The sequence below is a fragment of the Enterobacter sp. GD03975 genome (assembly GCF_029838645.1).
GTDB lineage: Bacteria > Pseudomonadota > Gammaproteobacteria > Enterobacterales > Enterobacteriaceae > Enterobacter > Enterobacter quasihormaechei.
Genome location: NZ_JAOBZC010000019.1, coordinates 1 through 24,242 on the forward strand (window position 1 = coordinate 1; position 24,242 = coordinate 24,242).

18 protein-coding genes, 1 tRNA gene and 2 pseudogenes are annotated in these 24,242 nt (G+C 53.1%); 15 read left to right on the forward strand and 6 right to left on the reverse strand.

The features are described 5' to 3' along the window. The 6 genes and pseudogenes from N5C09_RS20400 to N5C09_RS20425 form a co-directional block, all read left to right on the forward strand. Positions 1 to 643 (forward strand): annotated as a pseudogene (locus N5C09_RS20400) (hypothetical protein); the annotation flags it as partial. Then, positions 640 to 1,197 carry a hypothetical protein gene (locus tag N5C09_RS20405; RefSeq protein WP_279749766.1) on the forward strand — a complete coding sequence of 186 codons (558 nt, stop codon included), beginning with the start codon at positions 640 to 642 and terminating at the stop codon, positions 1,195 to 1,197. The pseudogene N5C09_RS20400 and the gene N5C09_RS20405, both read left to right, overlap by 4 nt. Positions 1,198 to 2,016: 819 nt before the next feature. Then, positions 2,017 to 5,682, forward strand: coding sequence for an ATP-binding protein (locus N5C09_RS20410; RefSeq protein ID WP_279749767.1), 3,666 nt, complete (start codon positions 2,017 to 2,019; stop codon positions 5,680 to 5,682). Beyond that, positions 5,682 to 6,305, forward strand: a complete 624-nt coding sequence (locus N5C09_RS20415; protein WP_279749768.1) for a hypothetical protein — start codon at positions 5,682 to 5,684, stop codon at positions 6,303 to 6,305. The genes N5C09_RS20410 and N5C09_RS20415 overlap by 1 nt, the downstream gene beginning before the upstream one ends. After that, the gene (locus tag N5C09_RS20420) at positions 6,305 to 7,543 is read left to right on the forward strand and encodes a hypothetical protein (RefSeq protein ID WP_279749769.1); all 1,239 of its coding nucleotides are present in this window, start codon (positions 6,305 to 6,307) and stop codon (positions 7,541 to 7,543) included. The genes N5C09_RS20415 and N5C09_RS20420 overlap by 1 nt, the downstream gene beginning before the upstream one ends. Beyond that, entirely contained in the window at positions 7,540 to 8,418 is an 879-nt protein-coding gene (locus N5C09_RS20425) for a Wadjet anti-phage system protein JetD domain-containing protein (protein ID WP_279749772.1), read from the forward strand. The genes N5C09_RS20420 and N5C09_RS20425 overlap by 4 nt, the downstream gene beginning before the upstream one ends. Before the next feature lie 50 nt (positions 8,419 to 8,468). Here N5C09_RS20425 and N5C09_RS20430 read toward each other — a convergent pair. The 3 genes and pseudogenes from N5C09_RS20430 to N5C09_RS20440 all read right to left on the reverse strand — a co-directional run. Further along, positions 8,469 to 9,449: pseudogene (locus N5C09_RS20430) on the reverse strand (DEAD/DEAH box helicase); the annotation flags it as partial. 102 nt (positions 9,450 to 9,551) lie between these two features. After that, positions 9,552 to 9,627: transfer RNA gene (locus N5C09_RS20435), tRNA-Phe, on the reverse strand. 95 nt (positions 9,628 to 9,722) lie between these two features. Further along, complete coding sequence (locus N5C09_RS20440) at positions 9,723 to 10,436, reverse strand: DUF554 domain-containing protein (protein WP_064909939.1); 714 nt, start codon at positions 10,434 to 10,436, stop codon at positions 9,723 to 9,725. Between the two features lie 181 nt (positions 10,437 to 10,617). Between N5C09_RS20440 and N5C09_RS20445 the strand changes: the two genes are divergently transcribed. Next, positions 10,618 to 12,756 (forward strand): ornithine decarboxylase, encoded by a 2,139-nt coding sequence (locus N5C09_RS20445; RefSeq protein ID WP_279749775.1) that lies wholly within the window; start codon positions 10,618 to 10,620, stop codon positions 12,754 to 12,756. A 76-nt stretch (positions 12,757 to 12,832) separates the two neighbouring features. Here the strand turns inward: N5C09_RS20445 and N5C09_RS20450 are convergent, their stop codons facing one another. Further along, complete coding sequence (locus N5C09_RS20450; RefSeq protein ID WP_064909937.1) at positions 12,833 to 13,525, reverse strand: response regulator; 693 nt, start codon at positions 13,523 to 13,525, stop codon at positions 12,833 to 12,835. After that, the gene (locus N5C09_RS20455) at positions 13,515 to 15,152 is read right to left on the reverse strand and encodes a sensor histidine kinase (protein WP_193035130.1); all 1,638 of its coding nucleotides are present in this window, start codon (positions 15,150 to 15,152) and stop codon (positions 13,515 to 13,517) included. The genes N5C09_RS20450 and N5C09_RS20455 overlap by 11 nt, the downstream gene beginning before the upstream one ends. A 345-nt stretch (positions 15,153 to 15,497) precedes the next feature. Between N5C09_RS20455 and N5C09_RS20460 the strand changes: the two genes are divergently transcribed. The 8 genes from N5C09_RS20460 to citG are packed head-to-tail and all read left to right on the forward strand — an operon-like array spanning position 15,498 to position 22,809. Continuing rightward, positions 15,498 to 16,859, forward strand: a complete 1,362-nt coding sequence (locus tag N5C09_RS20460) for a 2-hydroxycarboxylate transporter family protein (protein ID WP_279749776.1) — start codon at positions 15,498 to 15,500, stop codon at positions 16,857 to 16,859. Between the two features lie 17 nt (positions 16,860 to 16,876). Next, on the forward strand, positions 16,877 to 17,740 hold the full coding sequence (locus tag N5C09_RS20465; protein WP_015571851.1) for a fumarylacetoacetate hydrolase family protein: 864 nt from the start codon (positions 16,877 to 16,879) through the stop codon (positions 17,738 to 17,740). Between the two features lie 13 nt (positions 17,741 to 17,753). Continuing rightward, positions 17,754 to 18,776, forward strand: coding sequence for a [citrate (pro-3S)-lyase] ligase (gene citC / locus N5C09_RS20470; protein ID WP_112791622.1), 1,023 nt, complete (start codon positions 17,754 to 17,756; stop codon positions 18,774 to 18,776). A gap of 16 nt (positions 18,777 to 18,792) precedes the next feature. Next, positions 18,793 to 19,086, forward strand: a complete 294-nt coding sequence (citD, locus tag N5C09_RS20475) for a citrate lyase acyl carrier protein (RefSeq protein ID WP_107533737.1) — start codon at positions 18,793 to 18,795, stop codon at positions 19,084 to 19,086. Then, entirely contained in the window at positions 19,083 to 19,958 is an 876-nt protein-coding gene (gene citE / locus N5C09_RS20480) for a citrate (pro-3S)-lyase subunit beta (RefSeq protein WP_063867814.1), read from the forward strand. Before citD ends, citE begins: the two co-directional genes overlap by 4 nt. A gap of 10 nt (positions 19,959 to 19,968) precedes the next feature. After that, complete coding sequence (gene citF / locus N5C09_RS20485; protein WP_279749778.1) at positions 19,969 to 21,492, forward strand: citrate lyase subunit alpha; 1,524 nt, start codon at positions 19,969 to 19,971, stop codon at positions 21,490 to 21,492. Continuing rightward, positions 21,489 to 22,028, forward strand: coding sequence for a citrate lyase holo-[acyl-carrier protein] synthase (gene citX / locus N5C09_RS20490; RefSeq protein ID WP_279749779.1), 540 nt, complete (start codon positions 21,489 to 21,491; stop codon positions 22,026 to 22,028). The genes citF and citX overlap by 4 nt, the downstream gene beginning before the upstream one ends. Continuing rightward, entirely contained in the window at positions 22,006 to 22,809 is an 804-nt protein-coding gene (citG, locus tag N5C09_RS20495) for a triphosphoribosyl-dephospho-CoA synthase CitG (RefSeq protein ID WP_279749780.1), read from the forward strand. The genes citX and citG overlap by 23 nt, the downstream gene beginning before the upstream one ends. A gap of 79 nt (positions 22,810 to 22,888) precedes the next feature. On the opposite strand, the gene N5C09_RS20500 is transcribed toward citG, so the two are convergent. After that, the gene (locus N5C09_RS20500; protein ID WP_063451223.1) at positions 22,889 to 24,145 is read right to left on the reverse strand and encodes a nucleoside permease; all 1,257 of its coding nucleotides are present in this window, start codon (positions 24,143 to 24,145) and stop codon (positions 22,889 to 22,891) included. Positions 24,146 to 24,242 lie beyond the last annotated feature (97 nt).

Consider the following 24,242-nt stretch of genomic DNA (forward strand, 5'->3'; position numbering starts at 1 on the left):
GTTGATGGGCGGGTGGAATTTTTACAATTACACGTTAGATCCGATCATAGTTACGGATCCCCTAGGGTTGTCTCCAACGACTTTTGGCACTTTTTTTGGCCCGGCAATGCAGGGGACATTCCACGGAGTTGATTCAGTTTCTTATTTACCCGAAAGCGAACGACAATCAACACTAAATGATTTTTCTAAACTGCAAGGGATGTACAATCCTTTATCAGAGTATGTGTTTGGGTGGATGGTGGGGGCACCACTCGTTTCATCTTTAGCTATTTTTGGGCCTGCAGCATCAGCAGGTAAAGTTCTCTCAAATAGTTCTGTCTCATGTGTGGCTAATTTGACATATCAATATGTAGAAAATGGGGAGATAAATTTCAAAGACACATTTTGGGCTAGTTTGACAGGGGCTTTATCGCCTGGTAGATCGATTATAGAAAACAGCCTAATAGCCATGGGCACAACTTATCTTAACAAAGGCGACACTCCTGGGGCCGTTACTGGTGCAGGACTGGGAACAGCAGTAAGTGGATTGTTGGGGAAGGTTCCTTTTTTATCCAACATATTTGGCGATTATGCTTCTGGTCTCGTTTCGGAAGGTGTAGGTGATAACATCGAAAAGGCTAATGGAGAAGGCGGTAAAAAATGAATGTAAAATCTTTGTTTACGAATGAACATAAAGTTAATATTGTTTTTTTTGTGGTGTCGTATATGGTAACAGTGTTTTCTTTATCTTTGATTACTGTAGTGACAGTAATTATTATAAACTACATTAACCGTCATTCTTTAGTATTTGATATTGGTTTTGCAATTAAGACAATAAAAATGTTATCAATTGCTGGCTTATTTGCTTTTACATGGAGTGCTGTAACTACTTATAATGACAGAAAGAAATGCATCAATGTGGCTTTGGGGTTAATGAATCAGTATAACACCTTCAATATTAATTCCGATTCCGGAGAGGAAGCTGGAAGTATAAGGAATGCCATAATAAAAATGGACTTGGGAAGGAATTTTTACGGATTAATGGCTGGTTTAATTGTTAATGATGTTGATACAAGGGTTAAGGGTATTAATGTTAAAGAAATGAATTATTATATTTCCTGCGAGGTAAAATATAAAACGGGCGAGAAGGATAGATTTAAGCTGAAATTTTCAGCCATCAATGGCGCTGATCCTGTGCTGAAAAGTATAATTTTTTGATGCCTGATTGTATTGCCCTGCTTTATAGAGAAGGGCAGCGGTGCTGTTGTTGACAGCGCCATGCTTCATGGCCTGAAAGAAGCGCCTGATGAACTCAGGATGGCCGCTTACCCCTGTTTTGGTCTCGTAGCCAATAGTACGCAGCGCCATTATAATAGTGTTTTCGCTCATCGGTTTGTACAGCGAATGCGCACCCGTAATGTCTATAATCAGCTTCGGCAAAGCGAGAATAAATACCACAAGCGTGAACAGTAGTAGATACTATCACGTACAGGCCATGAGCATTGGCTAACTTATATGATTATTCAAAAGAGATTTGTAGAGCGGATATAGGAATCAGACAACATAATGGGCCACTACATTCATCAAACTGAATGCCCCATAATCTGACCCAGGATTTTTCCAGATGCGTACAGAGAAAAGGGTACGCACTGATATGGTTTTTATGCTAACTCCCTGAAAATATAACTTATAGAAACAACATAAGAAGCATAAAAAGATGAAAGGTGGTGCCTGTCTTGGGAACATTCAATTCCTTACTAATTTGTTTTCTATCATAAATTTTCCTGCTACTTATTGTTAAGACCCTACGTGTGCTCCGCATTTTTGCTGTTAAATCATAATGATGGATTGGTAATCAAGAAAGTAGTTCGGTTTGAACCTTTGGTACGATACCCTTTCTAAGATCGTAGATCGTAGATCGTAGATCGTAGAGACTTTTTCATCGCCTGCCTTCTGATCTAATTGTGAAACAACCCAATGTTTAAAAAGGATTTTAGGTGTACTATCCACGGGTTATTTTATGTTCAGGGAGGTATCATGCCACAACTGCTTCGCATCATTCTTATACACACTCACCTGCCTGGCGTTGTTGAAATTCAACTGGATCAGCATACCAATATTTGTGGAACTAATGCTTCCGGAAAAACAACTCTGCAACGCCTCGTCCCGGTCTTCTACGGTGAACAGCCCAATAGAGTCGTACCAAGAACGCGCAAGAAGTTCGACGAATTTTATCTCCCTTGTAGCAATAGCTATATCATTTATGAATACCAGCGAGAAACGGGCGAAAATTGCCTGGTTGTTTTGACGGGTAAAGGTGAGGGAGGCGTTGAATATCGTTTTGTTCGAGCGCCTTATCATCCAGAATTTTTCCTTCGCTATACGGAGGATGGCGCGAAAGGACTGAGTTATAACGAATGGTCTGCTCAGATGCGCAACCGGGATGACGTCTCAGTTTCCGCCAAAATAGGTTCAACCACGGAGTACCGTAGCATCATTCAAAATGATGTCGCGTCATTACGCGGCAATTCGACGGAGACGATGAGGCTTCGTCGTTTGGCGGCATCGTTTAGTCTGGTAAGTGGTAATTATAAGCTCAGGCATATTGAGAAATTAGTGAGCGCCGTTCATGCCGGTGAAGGCAAGATGGAAACGCTTAAAACCATGCTGGCGGCGATTTTTGCCGATGATGGCGTGACGCTCCCGCAAACAAAAGTAAAAAGCGGCTTTGCGCGGGAATGGATCCAAAAAATGCGCCAGTCGCTGCGCTACGATAAATTACAACAGGAGTTTGAGTTCATACAGCGCCTGGGTCTCAAGTTGGATGATGCAGAGGCACAGCTAGCCGCGCTCCAACCCTTGTTAAGAAACGATGAACAAATCCAGAAGCAGAAACGCGCGGATGCAGAGCAGATGCTTCACCAGCGTCGTGGGGAGCTCGTTCAATTAGAGGATAGCTTTAATCAACAGCGTAATACACTGAATGACAGGTTAAGCGAAACGCAAAGCGACCTGAAAACGATTCAGGCATGGCTGGATCATGTCCAGAATCAATACGACTGTTATGAACGCAAAGAGATACGCCTATTACAGACACACATGGAAGAGTTACCTCAATGGCGCGAGGCGCTGTCTGTGCAAAGCGAACAATTCCAGCTTATGCAGGAGCTGGTTGGTGAACTTTCCCGAGAATTTGAACAGCACAAAGCAAAACTAAAAGACAGTGTTTACCGCCAGGAACGGCTGACCCAACAAAAAATTCAGGACTGCCAGCGGGAAAAAGAGGCGGTCAGGAATAAATCTGACAGTCAGAAAGAGATACTTTGGCAGCGCTTCGAAGAGCGAAAACAACAGCAGGAAAATCACTACGGTGAACAACTGGAGAAAATTTCAGGCGATCGAATGGCTGTTAGCATTGAGCTTAAACATTCCCAGTTAACAGCTCAAGAGCATGAAGAGCGCCAGTTTGCTGAGCTACGCATTGAGCAAGCTCAGGAGCGATTATTGCAACTGACTGAGCAGCGACAAAATGCACTGACAACGCTGTCTGAGGCTCGTATAAAGCAAGATAGTGTAGAGCAACAGCTGCACAACGCCCGTGCTAACTTACATCAGACTGAAGAACAACTGCTGCGGCTGCATCGTCAGTTGGATCCTGAACAGGGTACTTTATGTCACTTTCTGCGTTTACATTATGAGGGCTGGGAACAGAATCTGGGTAAGGTTCTGAATGAAAATCTGCTGGAACGCAAAGATTTGCTACCAGAAACAGGCGAGCTGTCGGAATCGCTGTACGGCCTGCAACTGGATTTAAGCGTGTTAGATATGCAGGATTTTGCGCAAGATGAGGCTTCAATTCGACACAGTCTTGATAAGGCAGAGCAAACCAGAGCCCGTGCTGAAGAAGTGAAGAACATGGCCGAAGCCACTTTTCAGGAGCATCATCAGAACGTTAACCGTTTGAAATCGCAAGCGGAGGAGTGTGAAAGGCAACATCAGCGTCAAAGCCGGGAAGTTGTCTATGCTCGCGATGCTCGATCGCATTTAATCGCAAAGCATGATGCGCTGGAGCAACAACGTCGGCAGGAAAAACGTGCCCTTTTAAGCGCTTTAGACAAAGCACATGCCGAATTAACGCAGCAGAAAGAACAAGATATTGGTGCGTTGACGGAAGAATATAATACGCAAACCTTACAATTAAATATTGACTTGCAAAGTGAGCAGCAGCTTATTGATGAGAAGATTGAGGAACTGTCTAGCCAGATAAATAAAAAATACGCCGATATGGAGGAGCAGATTAAGATCTTCCAGCAGGCGATGGACGATAATTTAGCGAAGAAGGGAATTGATCCCCGCGAAGTCAAAGTACTACGGCAGCGTATTGAAACGCTTAAAAAAGAGATTCAGGAAGTGGAGTCTCGTCGGGATGAGTTAACCGAATGGCTGCGTTTTATCAAAGTTGATTACGGGACGTTGCGCCAGGAACAACAGAATAAAGAAAGTGCACTCTCTCAACAAAATCGTGAACTGTTGCAGAAAAAACAGCAAGTACAGGCAGAGTATCAGAATAAAAAAGACAGGCTTAATAATGAGAAAAAAGAGTATGAGATGCAGATACGACAGGCCAGTGAGTTTGTCGGTCAGTTAAAAATATTACTGGATCGATTATCACCTTTGCCTTTGGCCGAAATGATTCCGACTCATATTGACGCAGCTGCTGATATTAATGAACGTATGTCACGTACCAGCGATATGCTGGAGCAACACGCCAGCGTGACCCGCACGCTGGAGAGCAAACTGAATGAGTTTAAGTCACACTTTAATCAGGATGCTGACCCTACTTTCCTTGAATTATTGGACTCTGAGATTGTTAAATTACCCGACCCTTCAAGGACCCGGCAGCAGTTGCCAATACTCGAGAAACTACTACAGCTTCTTAAAGATAAACAGCAGCAATTGCTGGAGATGGGAGAAAATATCGGTGGCGATCTGAAAAAATTCTTTGATGTTTTCAGTGATATTAATCGCCGGATTTCGCAACAAAGTCGACGCTTAAGCGATGCGGTTACCGACGATTTACAACTGGAAGGCATCAATAAATCAGAGGTTCGCATTTTATCGACTATCGACCAATTACGATTCTGGAAACCATTAAAGCGCTTCGCTAAAAACTATAGTGACTGGCGCTCGTCTGGTCAGCAAATTCCTCCCGAAAGCTATTTGAATGCCCTTATGGATGTGGTTGAGCTGCTTCATGCCGATGAGCGTTTCACTATGGAATCGTTATTAAACCTCGAACTTCATCTTAATGAAGGAGGGGAAGATATTGTCATCAAAAACGATCGCCAACTACTGGAAGCATCAAGCCACGGTATGGCCTATCTGATCTTGTGCAAATATCTTTTAGCGTTCACGCGTTTGTTAAGGGGTAAATCAGACGCCGATATTCACTGGCCTATTGATGAAATCGGCACGCTGGCCTACCACAATGTGGAGAAATTATTTATTGCCTGTAGCAATAATAATATTGTGATTGTAGGCGCTTTTCCGAATGCGGAGTCTGATGTGTTAATGCTGTTTAAGCATCGTTATTTGCTTGATGCCGATCAGCTTGAGCCGACTCAGCGCAGGCTGAAAAGGATCCAGCCGAAAGTGAGCCGCCTGGCTGCCCGACTGGCGCAGATGGAACAGGAGGCAATATAATGCTGGAACATGGACCTTTAATCAAAAGGCTGCTGACAGGGGAATTTATTTGTCGTATCAACGACCCGGATGCTTATCGTCATTTACTGGATGAGAGTACCCGGCAAGCGATGGATAGCTATTTGCGCCCTCTTAATTACAGAATTGTCAGTAATGAAACGCAAACTGTCTATTATGCGGGTTTTTGTGAGATGAATCGCGACACCCGCAGTCAGCTTATGAATCAGTTTAAGGACATCATCTCTTCTCTATTGCCTCTGCTTGAGTGGTTACAACTCATACAGGAGACGCAAGGGCGGGAGAGTACATTGACAGCCGGCGACTACATCAGGTTGTCGGAAATTATGACGCGTGTAGAGGATAATCAGAGCCTGCAACAGCGTCTGAATAAGCTTTCCAGCGATCGTTTTTTCAATTGTAAGAGTGATTCCATTGATCTTCAGCTTAAACAAATTTTCCGACGTTTGAAAGAGCATGGTTATGTCAGACAACCCAACGCCGAGCAACAGATATTTATTGCCACCGGGAAAATTGATTATTTGATTGACGTGATCCGATTTATCCGTGATGAAGAGCGTTTACCGGTTGAAGATACACCGCCTGTTCAGCAGGAGCTTTTATAATGGCACAGGATATTTCTCCGTTATCCGGTCTGTTTAAAAACGGTGCTGAACGGTTGGCATTATTAGGAAAACACCATCACGCCTTAATGAAGGGTTATGTCGATGGGTTTATTAATGAAACGGCTTTTAGCGACCAGGCATTAAAAAAGCTGATCGCTGCGCGTATTGTGTGGCGTCCTGATGAGCAACAGCCGCTGATGTTACGCCCGTTGGTGAGCGAACTTATCGCCAGTATGGTTGCTGATGAGAGCCGACGGCAGGTTAATGCGGATGTAGCAGAAAAGCTGGAGCAGATCCGCAATAAGGTGCAGGCCTGGCGCGATGCTTATTATAAAGGCGATTACAGTATTGCTGAACGGCAAATGCAGAGGCTGACTGAGCTCGTTCACGATCTCAGCGGGCAATTTGAAGAGGCCATCGACAGCCTCTGGCATCGTCTGAATAATGATTTCGGTTTCGTCAGCAGTCTGAATGAAAAAATTAACGAGAATGCGCGGGCGCAAAACCAGGTTCGTCGATTGCTTGATGGACTAGATTTGATCGTTTTCCATGAATTGATCGAGTTTGCTGAAAATAATAGCTCACTGCGCAAATTATTAGTGAGCCAGTTACAATTGCGTGTAAGTCTTCACCATAGTTCACTACTGGCCGTTCAGCAGCGACTGGTGGATCTGATGGCTAAATTTCGCCAACAGCAGTCACGTACATTGTTAGTGACGAATATGGCTGCTTTTTTGCGCCAGCATCCACAATATCAACCCGCCAGCTACCCTGAACGCCGGGAAGTGCCGGATATATTCAACATTGCGGCTTCACTTTCACTGCAAGCCTCCATTTCGCTCGACAGGCCCGTGGATCGACAAGTGATGGCGGAGATGTTACTCGCTTTGCCTCGGGCATCGGTCATGCTTCCGCCTGTGCCAAAAAGTGCGGGCTCAGTAATACCTCCCATTGATGAGGAGGTCGCTGCTCGTCAGATTGCGCTTAAAATGGATGTTGAGGACTTTTATGTTTTCGCTGCCGGGCAATCAGGGCCGGTGAGCGCGCTGCATTATCTGACGGAAAATCATCTGAACTGGGACTGTGAGCTATGGCTTTACCAGGTTATTACGGAATATCAATCATTGCCGTTAGCGGATAAGCCGCGTTTCTGGCTGCGTTGTGATGAGTGTCAGGCCAGCCCGGTAAACGATCTGCGTATTATATCGGATGTGAGTATTGGCGTGAGGGTAAAATGACAGAAGCAGAACCGTTATCGTATAACGCGCTCGTCTGGCTGAAAAAGCTTGATCATCGGCTGAAAGCGAAAAATTGCGAGAAGAAAAATACAGACGGTAAAATCGTGATTCAGGTTTTGCGTTGGTGTACTGCGCTGGATTTGATTCCGACTAACAGTTTATTGCTGCCTGATTTCATTTTTACAATGGCATTGCTGAATAAGATTTCAGAGACCCAGCAACGTCTCAAACAGGCAAATTTCCGTGACGATATCAGCGAACAAAATCGTATCGAGAGTGCGCAGTTAAGCGATCAGGAAATTAAAACGGCGGGAATTCGACCACAGCAGCATCGGGTACTGCTCCATCTTAATCAGCCCTTGGTCAGTGAGTTGGGGATGACTATTAAGGTTGTCGATACGGATTGGCGTAATATTGCGCTGACACAGTTTGATGTTCTTATTGTGGTGGAGAATCAGGATTGTTTCTACCATCTGGCGCTTTTTGACTATTCCCAATGCGACTTCCATTCGCCCCTGATTATTTACCGTGGCGATCGGGCATATAGCAAGGGGGCTGTTGCGTTGAAGCGTTACTGGTTGAAAACAGGGAAAACTGCGATCTATTTTGGCGATTTTGACCCGAAGGGGGTCAGTATCGCTATGAATGAAGGTTATCATTTTATGCTATTACCTTCGCCAGATGCGGTGTTAAAAAAATCCTCTCCAGTGATGTTTCCTGATGTGCAGTTAAAATTCTTACCTGAATTATTAAAAGGTGAAATACATTGCCATTTTCGTGACTATCTGTTGGTTTTGGAAAAACATCAGGCACTGAGGCAGCAAAAAATGCAGGGTGAAATTTTGAAAATGGTTATGTTGAATGCATCAGATTGAAATATTTTGATGTTTGCCGTGTATTTTTATCTGATGAGCAGGCCATTAACCTACAAATGCCCCTGCAACCACTCCGTCACGCGCTCAACATTTAAAATACGTAACCAATACTCCTGCGTCAGCAACGTCTCTGGTAAAAACTCATCATATTTTTCGAGGCACTTTTCAGCGATGCTTTCGGCAAGACGGGATTCGGAAGACAAACCTTCCAGAAGTGCGCTGGATAACGCCTGTTTAACCTCCGAGTTCGTAGTTTTTTCTACTTCAACCACACTAGCAAATGAGCCCGCCTTGAAACCGCGCTGGAAAAGCATTGCCGACAGTGTGTTTACGGTTTGATCGCCCAGCCAGGGAAGAATGCAGATATGCAGCCCCTGCTGAATAAAACATTCCAAAGCCAGATTATTGTTGTGAAAACAGCGCCGCCCTTCATCAAACAGGTTTCTGCCCGTGGTATCGGCAAAATTGGACTTGCGATCGCCAACGGTAATGCGATAGTCGCCCTCCCGATAAATGGTGAGCATTTCCTGGCGGACGACATCATGAATGAACATCCCTTGTCCGCCAAATAACGGCGGCTGCCCGCCCTTTGTCGCCTCGACATAGATGACTTTTTTATCACTATTGTTATCGGTTAGCTTCCAGCGTCGACCGCCAAAAATAATGTGTAGGTCAGGCATCAGTCGTGAATCAACGGGAATGGAGCCCGGTGTTTTGTTCCCCGCCACAATACGAAACTCTTCCGGCGTGCTGAACACTGCATAAAAGGTATATTGATTAACCTGACGTTTGCCTTCGACGCCCAGAACCAGTTCACCGCTTGATAGCTGGGTCAGAAACTGGTGCTCCCCCATATGCTTCAATAACGTTTTGAAGTCATCGATTCTGACTTTTTGAAATGGCCCTTGTTGGCATAGCTGCGACCAGATCTGATCGGCACGCACGCCTCCCCACTGTACCACGATCGCCAGAATTTGATGGGACAGGGTGGAAGAGTGCATCCGCCGGGCATCGGCGGGCTCAAACCATTTGCTTCATGAGATAAACCTGCCGGCACTGGAAGCAGGGGCGTATCACGTTGCTGAATTAGCCCAAAAGCAAAAACCCGCCTCAAGGGCGGGTTTTCTGAATAGTGGTGCCCGGACTCGGAATCGAACCAAGGACACGGGGATTTTCAATCCCCTGCTCTACCGACTGAGCTATCCGGGCAACGGGGCGCATTAAACCCGATCCGCCCTCCGACGTCAACGAAATTTATTGCTTTCGGTGCAGACTGCACACTCTCTCACCATTTCGCCGCAAACTTAAGCGAAAAAGTGCGTCCAGAGCGCGGAAAGCGGCATGGCGAGCAGCAGGGCAGGGAGCATGTTCACCACTGCAAACATTTTGATGCCACAGATGCGCAGCCCTGTCGCCAGCAGCAACAGGCCGCCGACGGCGGTAAAGTCTGCCATCATCGCGGGCGTCGTCAGCGGCAGGATCAGCGTGGCGCAGGTGGCCAGCGCCAGCTGAATCAGCAGCATTGGCACGCAAATCGCGGCGACGGCGATGCCGAGCGTAGTGGCAAAAATAGTGGCGGTGAAGAAATCCAGAAACGCTTTCGCAATCAGGATGCTGGGATCGCCGGTCATTCCTTCCTGCATCGAACCGAATATCCCCGTACCGCTGGCGCAGAACAGAATAACGATCGCAACGTAGTTTTGAATAAACGACTCGTGCGTGCCGTGCTTCGCCTTGCCCGGTCGGGCAATCAGGTTTTTAGCTTTGCCTACCGCGCTATTTATGCCTCTTTCCAGATAGCAAAATTCGCCAATCAGCGCGCCGAGCAAGGTTGCCAGCACCATTACCGGCAGGTTGGCGCACTTCACCACTAAAAGGATACCAATCCCCAGCGACGCCAGGCCAAAAATGGAGGGCATGGAGACGCGAATACGCTCCGGCAAGCGCTGGCTTAATACTGCCCCAAGTACACCGCCCAGCAGTACAGCTCCCGCATTGATAAAGGGTCCAATTACCACGTTTAACTCCTGTTATTTAAGCACTGGCATTGCATGATTATGGCACGTCCAGCCCTGTTTATGGTTAGCTTTGGGAGGCGTAATGCATACTGATTCCTTCTTGCGCCTGAAAATAAAAGGTGACATGATTGCGCGAATTTTCTCCTCCCTTTCTCACCGTTCGGTGAGGGTATTTGCGCTTATGAAAACCATGAAAATTGCCGTCAGCCGTGAGCTGGTATCCAAAGTTTCTACGCACCGTGAAAAGGTGACGCTGGATAACACCGATTTCACTGATGTGGCGGCAGTCGTCATTACGGTGGTTGAAAGCTACAGCGGCATTCTCGCGTTGCTGAAGCGTACGGGCTTTCAGCTACCGGTGTTTATGTTCTCGCATGAGCCTGGAGAGGTGCCTGATGGCGTCACGGCGATTATCTCGGGTAAAGCGCAGGAGTTCCTGGAACTGGAATCCGCCGCCTGCCGGTATGAAGAGAACCTGCTGCCACCTTTTTTTGACACCCTGAGCCAGTATGTCGCAATGGGGAACAGCACCTTTGCCTGCCCTGGTCATCAGCATGGGGCTTTTTTCAAAAAACACCCGGCAGGGCGACAGTTCTATGATTTCTTCGGTGAGAACGTGTTTCGCGCCGATATGTGCAATGCCGACGTGAAGCTCGGGGATTTGCTGATCCATGAGGGTTCTGCCAAGCACGCGCAAAAGTTCGCGGCGAAGGTGTTCAACGCGGACAAAACCTACTTCGTGCTGAACGGCACATCGGCTGCCAATAAAGTGGTGACCAATGCGCTTCTGACCCGTGGCGATCTGGTGCTGTTCGATCGTAATAACCATAAATCCAACCATCACGGGGCGCTGATCCAGGCGGGCGCCACGCCGGTGTATCTTGAGGCCGCGCGTAATCCGTTTGGTTTTATCGGCGGAATCGATGAACACTGCTTTGATGACGCGTATCTGCGGGACCTGATCCGCGAGGCGGCGCCGGACAAGGCCAGCGAGGCCCGCCCGTTCCGCCTGGCGATCATTCAGCTCGGTACCTACGACGGCACGATCTACAACGCCCGTCAGGTGATCGACAAGATCGGTCACCTGTGTGACTACATTCTGTTTGACTCCGCGTGGGTGGGCTACGAGCAGTTTATCCCGATGATGGCAGAAACGTCTCCGCTTCTGCTGGAGCTGAACGAGAACGATCCGGGAATTTTTGTGACCCAGTCGGTACACAAGCAGCAGGCCGGGTTCTCGCAAACGTCGCAGATCCATAAAAAGGATAACCATATTCGCGGCCAGTCGCGTTTCTGTCCGCACAAGCGTCTTAATAATGCGTTTATGCTGCACGCCTCTACCAGCCCGTTTTACCCGCTGTTTGCGGCGCTGGACGTAAACGCCAAAATTCACGAGGGCGAGAGCGGGCGCAGGCTGTGGGCGGAGTGCGTCGAGCTGGGCATTGAGGCGCGCAAGGCCATCATCGCCAACTGCCATATGATCAAGCCGTTTATTCCGCCGATGGTGGCGGGGCGGCCGTGGCAGGATCACCCCACGCAGGTCATCGCCAGCGAGCGTCGCTTCTTTAGCTTCGAGCCGGGTGCAAAATGGCACGGTTTTGAAGGCTATGCTCGCGAGCAGTATTTCGTCGATCCGTGCAAGCTGCTGCTGACCACGCCGGGCATTGATGCAGAAACAGGTCACTATACCGATTTCGGCATTCCGGCGACCATTCTCGCCCACTACCTGCGCGAAAACGGCATTGTGCCGGAGAAGTGCGACCTCAACTCCATCCTGTTCCTGCTGACGCCAGCGGAGAGCGAGGAGAAGTTAATGCAGCTGGTGGCGATGCTGGGGCAGTTCGAACAGCATATTGAAGACGACACGCCGCTCGCGGATGTGCTGCCGACCATCTATCAGAAATACCCGGTGCGTTACCGCGACTACACGATCCGTCAGCTGTGCCAGGAGATGCACGATCTCTACGTCAGCTTTAACGTGAAGGATCTCCAGAAGGCGATGTTCCGCCAGGAGAGCCTGCCCGCCGTAGTGATGAACCCGCAGGATGCCAACCAGGAGTACATTCGCGGAAACGTGGAGCTGGTGCCTATTCGTGACGCTGAAAGGCGCATTGCCGCCGAAGGCGCGCTGCCATATCCGCCGGGCGTGCTGTGCGTGGTGCCGGGCGAAGTCTGGGGCGGAGCGGTGCAGCGCTACTTTCTGGCGCTGGAGGAGGGCATTAATATGCTGCCGGGCTTCTCGCCGGAGTTGCAGGGCGTGTACAGTGAGAAGGATGCGGACGGGATTAAGCGGCTGTATGGGTACGTATTGAATGTTTGAACGTAGGCCGGGTAAGCGTTAGCGCCACCCGGCGAGTTGCCCGGTGGCGCAAGCTTACCCGGCCTACAATACTGCGTCAGGCTTCTGCGCGGCGGTACATCCTTCTCGGATGCCCAATCTTCCCGTACAGCATCTCCACCGTCAGAAAACCCACCTCCACGCAGTGTTCCAGATAGCGCCGGGTGGTGGTTTTACTCAGGCCCGTCTCGCTCACCACCTCATCCACCGTAAAGCAGTGCGCCGCCTTGCTGTTGAACAGCGTTTGCACCCGCGCCAGCGTGTTCTCCTCTATCCCTTTGCTGCCGTTGTCCAGACGATAGTTTTTCGCCTGTAGCTGATAGAGCGAATCCACGTTCTGCTGGTCAACAATCTTCCAGACCCGCTGCTGCTCGGCAAACTGCACAAAACGCTCCAGCGACTGGCTCAGGCGCTTCCAGGAAACCGGCTTAAGGATATAGTCGAACGCGCCGTTACGAATGGCCTGGCTACAGGTGTCCATATCGCTGGCGGCGGTGATGAAAATCACCGAGCAGTTGGCGCGGGCGAGCATCGGGTGGCTGATAAGGGTGATGCCTTTGCCGTCCGGCAGGTAGTTATCCAGCAGCATCAGCTTCGGCTGTTTGCTCTCCAGCTGTTGCTGCGCGTCGGCCAGCGACGCGGCAATTCCCACCAGCCTCAGGCGCGGATGTTTACCGATAAGCTCCGCGTGCAGTTGCGCCAGTTCGTTCTCGTCTTCAACAATCAGTACGTCGATAAGTTCATGTTGCATAGTCGGTATCTTCCAGTTCCTGTGCGGGGTGCCGGGCCGTTCCCGTGGCGGGAATAAACAGTGAGAAAATGGCACCGCGTGGGGTGTTATCGGCAACTTCAATTGCGCCGCCAGCCTGCGTGACGTAGCTTTCAATCAGATACAGGCCTATACCATGATCGCCGCGCGTTTTGGTGGTGATGCCGCGCTCAAAGATCCGGTCGCGGATCGCCGGTGTGATGCCGACGCCCTGGTCGGCGACTTCAATAATCAGTTCCTGCTCGTTCAGCTTTATCAGCACGTCTACCGGTGCATGCGGGAGCGGGGCGCGCTGGGTCGCTTCGATGGCGTTATCCAGCAAGTTCCCGATGATCGAGATAAGTTCCGATTCGAGCAGCGGCAGGAACGGTTTATCTACCCGGCAGGCCGGATCGAAACTCAGCTCAACGCCTTTCTCACGGGCGCGGGCGGCTTTTCCAAGCAGCAAACCGCACAGCGTCGGGGAGCTAAAGCGGGACGAGATAAAGTCCAGCAGCTCCTGAGCGTGTTCCGACTGCGCCTGTATGTAGCGGATCGCCTCGTCATAACGGCCCATATGCAGCAGGCCGGACAGCGTGGTCATGCGGTTCAGCTGTTCGTGGCGCATGATGCGCAGGTTATCAACGTAGCGCTTCACCTGGCTAAGCTGGGCGCTGAGCGAGTCGATCTCGTTGCGATCGCGAAAGGTGATCACCCAGCCCTGCAACGCATCTTCCAGCATGATCCGCACCCGGCTGGCAATGACCGTGAGATCGTTAAAGCGACAGATCTCATCGTGGGTGTCTTTCGCAAGCATGGTCTGCGCGTTAAAAAACGGGACGGGTGCGATCACCTGGCTAATGTGTTGACCGCGCAGTTCGCGGGCGGGCTGACGTAAGCCTAATAATTTACGCGCCGCCTGATTGATCACTTCAATGCGCAGGTCGTCATCGATGGCAATCACCCCTTCATAAATGGATTCCATCATCGCCTTTTGCTGGCGCACCAGCAGGCCGATTTCGCGTGGTTCCAGAGAGAATATCTGCTTCTTAATGCTGCGGGTGAAGAACCAGGAGAAAATAAACAGGGCGATAAGCAGCAGCACGGCGGCAATCAGGATATTGACCACCTTGTTGACGGTGATGGTGTCCAGATAGCTTGTGAGATAGCCCACCGAAACAATCCCCACCACCTGCCCGGCATCATTAAAAATAGGGGCTTTGCTGCGTAGCGAAATGCCTAACCCGCCCTTGCGGATGGTAATGGTGCTTTTGCCGTGTAATACCTCGTCGTTGTCCCCGCCAACCAGCGTTTTGCCCACCCGGTCAGCAAACACGGAGTGAAAAAGATGCAGCCCTTTATTGTCACCAATCACAATAAAACTGGCGTCGCTGTGGGCGGCTATTTTCTGCATAAAGTCATGGATGCTCTGGATATCCTTTTGTTCGACTTCTTTTCGCAGAGTGGGAATAAGCGCTATCTCTTCAGCCTGTATTTTTGCGCGTGCGCTCATTTCCTGATAAAGCTGCCTGCCGACGTCGACATAATAATATCCGCCCAGTAATGCGAACAGCACTGAGAAAAAGGCGACCAGCGAAATAAACAGCTTGATCTGAAACGATACTTTCATAACTATCACGCAAGGTATCAACAGGTTGGCTGAATATATCATCTTTTAACGCCAGGATGCCCGCTTTGCCGAAAACTTGTGATCCCTTGCACAGCACGGTCTGTAAAAGATTTTTCCGAAAGTCTCATTCTCTGGATGCTAACTGAATAAATGTTATTTCTTTGTTCGGTTAGGAAAAGAAACCATAAAAACCACGGTAATAAATAAGGCGTAAATCACATTAAATAATAGAAACCATTAAAACCATAGCGGCCATTAAAACTTCGCCTTTAATATGTCATCCCTCACATAAAGTAAGCCTTTGTGACTCTAAGCTGAACGCACAAAATAACTAAGGGGCTTATTATGAGCACAACTGACGATTCATTCTCTGTTACCCACGACCCGATTAATATTCAGCGGCCATCCCTCAAGGAGCGCTGGTGGCATATTATGGATACCTGGAAAATCGGCATTATTCCTTTGCCGCTGTTCGTTCTGGCGGGCGCGCTGATTGCGATTGATTGTCTGGGCGGAAAGCTGCCGAGCGACATCGTGGTCATGGTGGCCACGCTGGCCTTCTTCGGCTTTGCCTGCGGCGAATTTGGCAAACGCCTGCCGATTGTCGGCAAGCTCGGCGCGGCGGCGATTTGCGCCACCTTTATCCCTTCCGCGCTGGTCTACTACGGTTTGCTGCCGGACGTGGTGGTGGAATCCACGACCAAATTCTACAAATCCACCAACATTCTCTACCTCTATATCTGCTGCATCATCGTCGGCAGCATCATGAGCATGAACCGCACCGTGCTGATCCAGGGCTTCCTGCGCATCTTCTTCCCGATGCTGTGCGGTGAAATCGTCGGCATGATTGTTGGCATGGGCGTGGGGCTGGCGCTGGGCCTTGAGCCGTTCCAGATCTTCTTCTTTATCATTCTGCCGATCATGGCGGGCGGCGTAGGGGAAGGGGCGATCCCGCTCTCCATCGGCTATGCCACCCTGCTGCACATGGACCAGGGCGTAGCGCTTGGCCGCGTGCTGCCGATGGTGATGCTCGGCGGCCTGACGGCGATCATTATTTCCGGCTGCCTCAACCAGCTCGGGAAACGCTACCCGCACCTGACCGGCGAAGGCCAGCTGATGCCTAACCGCGCGAATGCGGATGCCACCGTCTCTCAGCCTGCGTTCTCCGGTAAAGCGGACGTGACCACTATCGCCTCCGGCGCGCTGCTGGCGGTGCTGCTGTACATGCTGGGCATGCTCGGCCACAAGCTGATTGGCCTGCCTGCGCCCGTTGGCATGCTGTTTATGGCGGTGCTGGTGAAGCTCTGCAACGGCGCCTCTCCGCGTCTGCTGGAGGGTTCCCAGGTGGTGTACAAATTCTTCCAGACCTCCGTGACCTATCCAATCCTGTTCGCCGTTGGCGTGGCAATTACCCCGTGGCACGAGCTGGTCGCGGCGTTCACCGTCAGCAACCTGCTGGTGATTATTAGCACCGTGTCTGCGCTGGTGGCGACCGGATTCTTCGTCGGCAAAAAAATCGGTATGCACCCGATTGATGTCGCCATCGTCTCCTGCTGCCAGAGCGGACAGGGCGGTACCGGCGACGTGGCGATCCTGACCGCAGGCAACCGCATGAGCCTGATGCCCTTCGCCCAGATTGCTACCCGTATCGGCGGCGCGATTAACGTCTCTGTCTCACTGCTGATTCTGGGCAACTTCCTCGTCTAAGTATTCAGGAAAAAACAATGAAACTCGCAAGCTTTTTATACCAGGGAAAACGCAGCTACGGCATCGTTCAGGCCGAGGGCGTGATTGATTTAGGCCGCCGCCTGGGCGACCGCTACGGCGACCTTAAAGCGCTGTTGCAGGGCAACGGACTGGCGCAGGCCACCCGTTTTCTGAACGACGCGGTGGACGTGCCGCTGAACGCCATCACCTTCTTGCCGGTGATCGTGCAGCCGGAAAAAATCCTCTGCGTGGGCATGAACTACGCCGACAAGCGCAAGGAGTTTGACCAACACAACCCGGCCCCGACGCTGTTTGTCCGCTTCCCCGATTCACAGACCGGCCACAACGAGCCGGTGCTGAAGCCGCGCCACTCCAGCGAATTCGATTACGAAGGCGAGCTGGCGGTGATTATCGGTAAGGGTGGGGAGAACATCAGCCGCGATGACGCCCTGCGCCACGTGGCGGGCTACAGCTGCTACATGGACGGCTCCGCCCGCGACTGGCAGCACACCTGGTTCACCGCCGGTAAAAACTGGCGCCAGACCGGCGCGTTTGGCCCCTGGATGGCGACGGCGGATGAGATCCCGGACCCGCACAGCCTGGCGATCCGCACCTGGCTTAACGGCCGCATGGTGCAGGAGGACAACACCAGCAGCATGATCCACAAGGTCGCGGAGCTCATCGAATACATCAGCACCTTCACCCGCCTCAGCCCGGGCGATGTGATCATTACCGGCTCCCCGGGCGGCGTGGGTAAAAAGCGTAACCCGCCGTTGTTTATGAAGGAGGGGGATCGCATTGAGGTGGAGATCGAGCATATCGGTCATCTGAGCAACGTGATCGTGGAAGCGCCAGCCGTCGGGCTTGCGGCGGCACACTGAGTAAGGCGGCAGCATGCAATCGCAACCCATTGATTTTCGCCATACCGTTGTGGCGAAACACCCGGAACGCTTAAGCCAGATCCGCTACCTGCTGGCAGACAGCGGCCTTGGCCTGGACAACGACATCACGCTGTTTGTTGAAGCCTGGTCCGGCGCGCAGCTGGTGGGTTGCGCAGGGCTGGCTGCCAACGTCATCAAGTGCGTGGCGGTCAACGAGCAGCTTCGTGGGGAAAACCTCAGCGCGCGGCTGCTGGCAGAGGTGGAGAATGCGGCGCTGGAGCGCGGCCATTTTCACCTCTTCCTCTGCACCCGTCCGTGCAATAAGGAGCGCTTTGGCCGCAGCGGCTTCTGGCCAATTGCCCAGAGCGGGAACAACGCGGTGCTGATGGAGAACACCCCGCAGGGGATCGCGCGCTACTGCCGTACCTTAAGCCGGATGCGAAAGGGCGGGGAGAAAACTGGCGCGATCGTGATGAACGCCAATCCGTTCACCCTCGGCCACCGCCATCTGGTGGAGCAGGCGGCGGCGCAGTGCGATGCCCTGCATCTGTTTGTGGTGCGTGAAGACGCCTCGTTCTTCCCGTTCAGCGCGCGCCTTGAGATGGTGCGCGCGGGCGTGGCGCATCTGCCGAACGTGGTGGTGCATGAAGGCTCGCAGTACATCATCTCGCGCGCCACGTTTCCGGCCTACTTTCTGAAAGAGACCGGTAAAGTGCAGCAGGCGTGGAGCGAGATCGACGTGCTGATCTTCCGGGACTTCATCGCCCCGGCGCTCGGCATCACGCACCGCTTTATCGGCTCGGAGCCGTTCTGCGATATCACCCGCCAGTACAACCAGACGCTGCACGATCTGCTGGCCTCGCATATCGAGGTGGTGGAGATGCCGCGCATCAAGGCCACCGGCAACGCCATTTCGGCGTCCGAAGTGCGCCGTTTACTCAAGACACAGCAGTTTACCCGGATCCGGGAGATCGTCCCGGACTCCACCTTCGCGCATCTCGAAGCACATTATCGCGCGAGTGCGGAAGTCGCATAACTATCAGGAATTTATCATGAATATTGTAAGGGAGGCGCTGGCCGGAACGCAGGAGTCCAGCGACCTGATGGTGAAAATCGCCCCCGCTCACGGCGAGCTGGAGATTGTCATCCACAGTGAAGTGATTAAGCAGTTTGGCGAGCACATTCGCCAGGTGGTCGACGACACGCTGCGCGCCATGAACGTGCATCAGGGATTAATCATTATTGAAGACAAAGGGGCGCTGGACTGTGCAATCCGCGCCCGCCTGCAAAGCGCGCTTCTGCGTGCTGCCGATGAACAGGCCATCAACTGGGAGGCGCTGAAATGAGCAAACTCCGCCGCAGTATGCTGTTCCTGCCGGGCGCCAATGCCGCCATGCTCTCCACCGCGTTTATCTACCGGCCAGACGCCATCATGTTCGATCTTGAAGATGCGGTGGCCCTGCGCGAGAAAGATACCGCACGCATGCTGGTGTTCCACGCGTTGCAGCATCCGATGTATCAGGATATCGAAACCGTGGTGCGCATAAACCCGCTGAGCACGCCGTTTGGCCTGCTGGATCTGGAAGCCGCCGTGCATGCGGGCGTGGACGTGATCCGCCTGCCGAAAACCGACACGCCGGATGACATCTACGAGCTGGAAGGCCACCTTGAGCGTATCGAAAAGGAGTGCGGGCGCGAGGTGGGTTCTACCCGCGTGATGGCAGCGATTGAATCGGCTATTGGCGTCATCAATGCCGTGGCGATTGCCCGCAGCTCGCCGCGCCTGATCGGCATTGCGCTGGCGGCCTTTGACTACGTAATGGACATGCAGACCGAGCGCGGCGACGGCACCGAGCTGTTTTATGCCCGCTGCGCGGTGCTGCACGCGGCACGCGCTGCCGGCATCGACGCCTTCGACGTGGTGTGGTCAGACGTTAACGATGAAGCCGGGTTCCTGCGCGAGGTCGACCTGATCCGCAAGATGGGCTTTAACGGCAAATCGCTGATTAACCCGCGCCAGATTGACCTGCTGCACAACGCCTACGCCCCGACGCAGGAAGAGGTGGAGCACGCCAAAAGGGTGATTGAAGCGGCAGAAGAGGGCGAGCGTAACGGCCTGGGCGTGGTCTCGCTCAACGGCAAAATGGTCGACGCCCCGATTATTAACCACGCGCAGGTGGTGCTGGAGCGCGCGGCGGCTTCCGGCGTGCGTCGGTAAGGATGACAAAATGAATCAGACAGAACTTCTCCACGTGAACTTCCCCCATCTGCGGGACTTAAAGACCTTTGATACCGCCCACAGCGCGACGCCCTGGCTGGCGGACAGCGACGCGAAGCACAACCGCAAGCTCTGTGCCTCCCTCGAAGAAGCCGTAGCGCGCAGCGGCTTGCAGGACGGAATGACCATCTCCTTCCACCATGCCTTTCGCGAAGGCGACCGGGTGATCAACACCGTTGTGGCGCTGCTGGCGCGGATGGGATTTAAAAATTTGACCCTGGCCTCCAGCTCGCTGATGACCTGCAACGACGCGCTGATCGAGCATATCGAAAGCGGCGTGATTACCCGGATTTACACCTCCGGCATGCGCGGCAGGCTGGCGGACGCCATCTCCCACGGGCTGATGGACGAGCCGGTACAGATTCACTCCCACGGCGGGCGCGTGAAGCTGCTCCAGGACGGCGAACTGAACATCGACGTGGCGTTTCTCGGCGTGCCGTGCAGCGATGCGTTTGGCAACGCCAACGGGACGCACGGAAAATCGTGCTGCGGTTCGCTGGGCTACGCCATGGTGGACGCGCACTTTGCCCGCAAGGTGGTGCTGCTGACCGAAGAACTGGTGCCGTTCCCGAATATGCCCGCCAGCCTGGTGCAGGACCAGGTGGACTACGTCGTGCAGGTGGAGAGCGTGGGCGATCCGGCGAAAATCAGCGTCGGTGCGGCGCGCGTCACCAGCAACCCGCGCGAGCTGATGATCGCCCGCTATGCGGCGGACGTGATTGAGCACTCCGGCTATTTCAAACCGGGCTTCTCGATGCAGACCGGCTCCGGCGCGGCGGCCACCGCCTGCACCCGCTTTATGGAAGAGAAGATGGAGCGCAGCGGCGTGAAGGCCCGCTTCGCGCTCGGCGGCATCACCGGCAGCCTGGTGGATCTGCACGAGAAGGGGCTTATCGAAAAGCTGCTCGACACCCAGTGCTTTGATGGCCAGGCGGCGGCTTCGCTGGCGCGCAATCCGAACCACGTTGAGATCTCCACCAACGTCTACGCCAACCCCGGCAGCAAGGCGGCAAGCTGCGACCAGCTTGACGTGGTGATCCTCAGCGCCCTGGAAATTGACATTGATTTTAACGTTAACGTCATCACCGGCTCCGACGGCGTGATGCGTGGCGCATCCGGTGGGCACTGCGACGTGGCGGCGGCAGCCAACCTGACCATCGTCGTCGCGCCGCTGCTGCGCAGCCGCATTCCGACGGTGGTCAAGCGCGTCACCACGCGCCTCACGCCGGGAGAGAGCATCGACGTGTTGGTCACCGACCACGGCATTGCGGTCAACCCGGCGCGCCCGGAGATCCGCGAGCGTCTGATGGCGGCAGGATTAAAGGTTGTGGATATCCATGCGCTCTACGAGCGGGCGATCTCCCTGACCGGTGTACCGAAACCGATTGAATTTACCGACAAAATCGTCGGCGTCATCCGCTACCGCGACGGCAGCGTGATCGACACCGTGCGACAGGTGAAGGAGTCAGTATGATTTCAGCGACACCCGTGCGGACGGGTGTCAGCCTGGACGAACTGCTGGCGGCGAAAGATCGCCGCGCGGCGCGCCAGGCCGACATGCTCACGCACTATCAACAACCGGTGATTTCCCTCACGCTGGTCACGCCCGGGGACATTAAAGACAGCCTGCGCTATCGCAACACCATGGGCGTGGCGCTCCAGATGTGCGACCAGCTGCTGTGGGAGAACCGCTGGCAGGTGCTGGACCGCCAGGTGCTGTGGCTGCCCACCGGACCGGAAGCCTTGTGGTGCGTCGCCCATCCGGCGGCGGAAATCAAAGCGCACTGTGCGGAACTGGAGCAGACGCACCCGCTCGGCAGGCTGTGGGACCTGGATGTCATCTGTCCTCAGAACGGCCACGTCGGGCGCCAGTCGCTGGGGGCAAACCTCAGGCGCTGCCTGATCTGTGACGAGCCCGCGCATGCCTGCTCCCGTTCGCGGCGCCATCCCGTTGAGCAGGTAGTTTCCCGCGTGGAGAAGACGATCGATGACTGGTTTGCTCGCGACTAAACCGCGCCCGATTGATGTGCCCGCGCTTGCCGAAGCGGCGCTGTGGCAGGAGCTGGAGCTGACGCCCAAGCCGGGGCTGGTGGACAAGCTTAACAACGGTTCCCATCGCGATATGGATCATGCCCTGTTTGTCCGCAGCATTACGGCGATTACGCCGTGGTTTGCCCGTTTTGCGGAGCTGGGTGAGGCTCATGCGGACAAGCCAGCCGCTCAGCAGCTGCGGATTATCCGCCCGATGGGGATGGCCTGCGAACAGGCGATGTACGCCGCGACGGACGGGGTAAACACGCACAAGGGCGGGATTTTTGCACTCGGTTTGCTCTGCTTCGCTGCCGGGCGTGTGAAAAATGTCTCCGCCGGCAGCCTCTGTTGTGAGGTAAGTAACATTTGTCGTGGACTGGTGGCGCGTGAGCTCGCCGGGCGCAGCGGGCAGGCAACGGCGGGCGAGCGGCAGTTTCAGCTGTACGGTCTCACCGGCGCGCGCGGCGAGGCAGAAAGCGGCTTCAGCACGGTGCGTAACGCGCTGAAGCAGTGGAAGGGGAATTCCCTTCATGACCTGTTGTTACGCCTGATGGCCATCAACCAGGACAGCAATCTGGTGTCGCGCGGCGGTATGGAGGGGCTGCGCTACGTACAACGTTACGCGCGGGAACTGCTGGCGAACGGCTGGGATCGCGATGCGTTGCTGAGGATGGATAGCGCGTTGATTGAACGAAACCTGAGTCCGGGCGGCAGCGCGGATTTGCTGTCGGTGGGGTGGGTGCTGTCTGCTATAAAATAGCCGGGTGGCGGCTACGCCTTACCCGGCCTACGGTCTGGTTTTGTAGGCCCGGTAAGCGAAGCGCCACCGGGCACAACAATTAATGTGCGATCGGCTGCGCACCGTGCGGTTCGCGAACGTGCTTGTACTTGAACAGCGCGAGGAACGCGAAGAACAGCACCAGCGAATACGCCGCGAAGATCAGCCACACGGGCTGCCAGTCGGTAATGCCGTTGGTGGTGTACATCTCAACCACTTTACCGCTCACCACGCCGCCCAGAATACAGCCGAAGCCGTTGGTCATCATCAGGAACATGCCCTGCGCGCTGGCGCGGATTTCAGGCTTCACCTCTTTTTCCACAAACACCGAACCGGAGATGTTGAAGAAGTCGAAGGCGCAGCCGTAAACAATCATCGACAGCACCAGCAGCACGGTACCGAACGCGCTCGGGTCGCCGTAGGCGAACAGGCCGAAGCGCAGCATCCACGCGGCGATACTGATCAGCATGACGTTTTTGATGCCGTAGCGGCTCAGGAAGAACGGGATGGTCAGGATGAACAGCGTCTCGGAGATCTGCGAGATAGACATCATCACCGACGCGTGCTCAACGATAAAGCTCCCGGCAAACAGCGGATCGTTATCGAAGCTGTGCAGGAAGGTGTTGCCGAACATGTTGGTGATTTGCAGCTCCGCGCCCAGCAGCATGGAGAAGATAAAGAAGATCGCCATGCGCTTGTTTTTGAACAGGGCGAAGGCGTCCAGGCCAAGCATGGTGCTCCAGCTCTGGTTTTTCTGCTGGTTAGACACCGGAATGGTTGGCAGCGTCAGGGTAAACAGCGCCAGCAGTACGGAGAGCGCAGCACCAATATACAGCTGCATGTGGCTCAGCTCGAAGCCCGCGAAGCTTACGCCCCACATCGCCATGATAAAGCCGATGGTGCCCCATATACGGATTGGCGGGAAGTCGGTGACGATATCCAGGCCGGCAGATTTCAGGCGGTAGTAGGAGATGGAGTTGATCAGCCCAAGCGTTGGCATATACGCCAGCGAGTTAAGCAGGATCACCATAAACATCGCCCCCGGCGTGGTCACTTCGGCCGCCATAAACAGCGTCCCCGCACCCACCAGATGGCAAAGCATATACAGCCATTTCGCACTTAACCATTTATCCGCCACGATACCGAGCAGTGTTGGCATGAAAACAGCCGCAATACCCAGCGAGCTGTAGACGGCACCGATTGACGCACCATCAAACTTGAGCGTCACAAACATATAGGAGCCGAGTGTAGTCAGCCAGCTACCCCACAGGCAGAACTGCAGAAACGACAAGATTTTAAGCTGCAGCTTAAGGTTCATGTTACTTTCCTCACAAGTGAGCGGGAGATATGTTGTTATAGGAACATTCAGGGTTGTTATTTGATGCAATTCTATCAGCAGGCGAGGTTATGTTTTG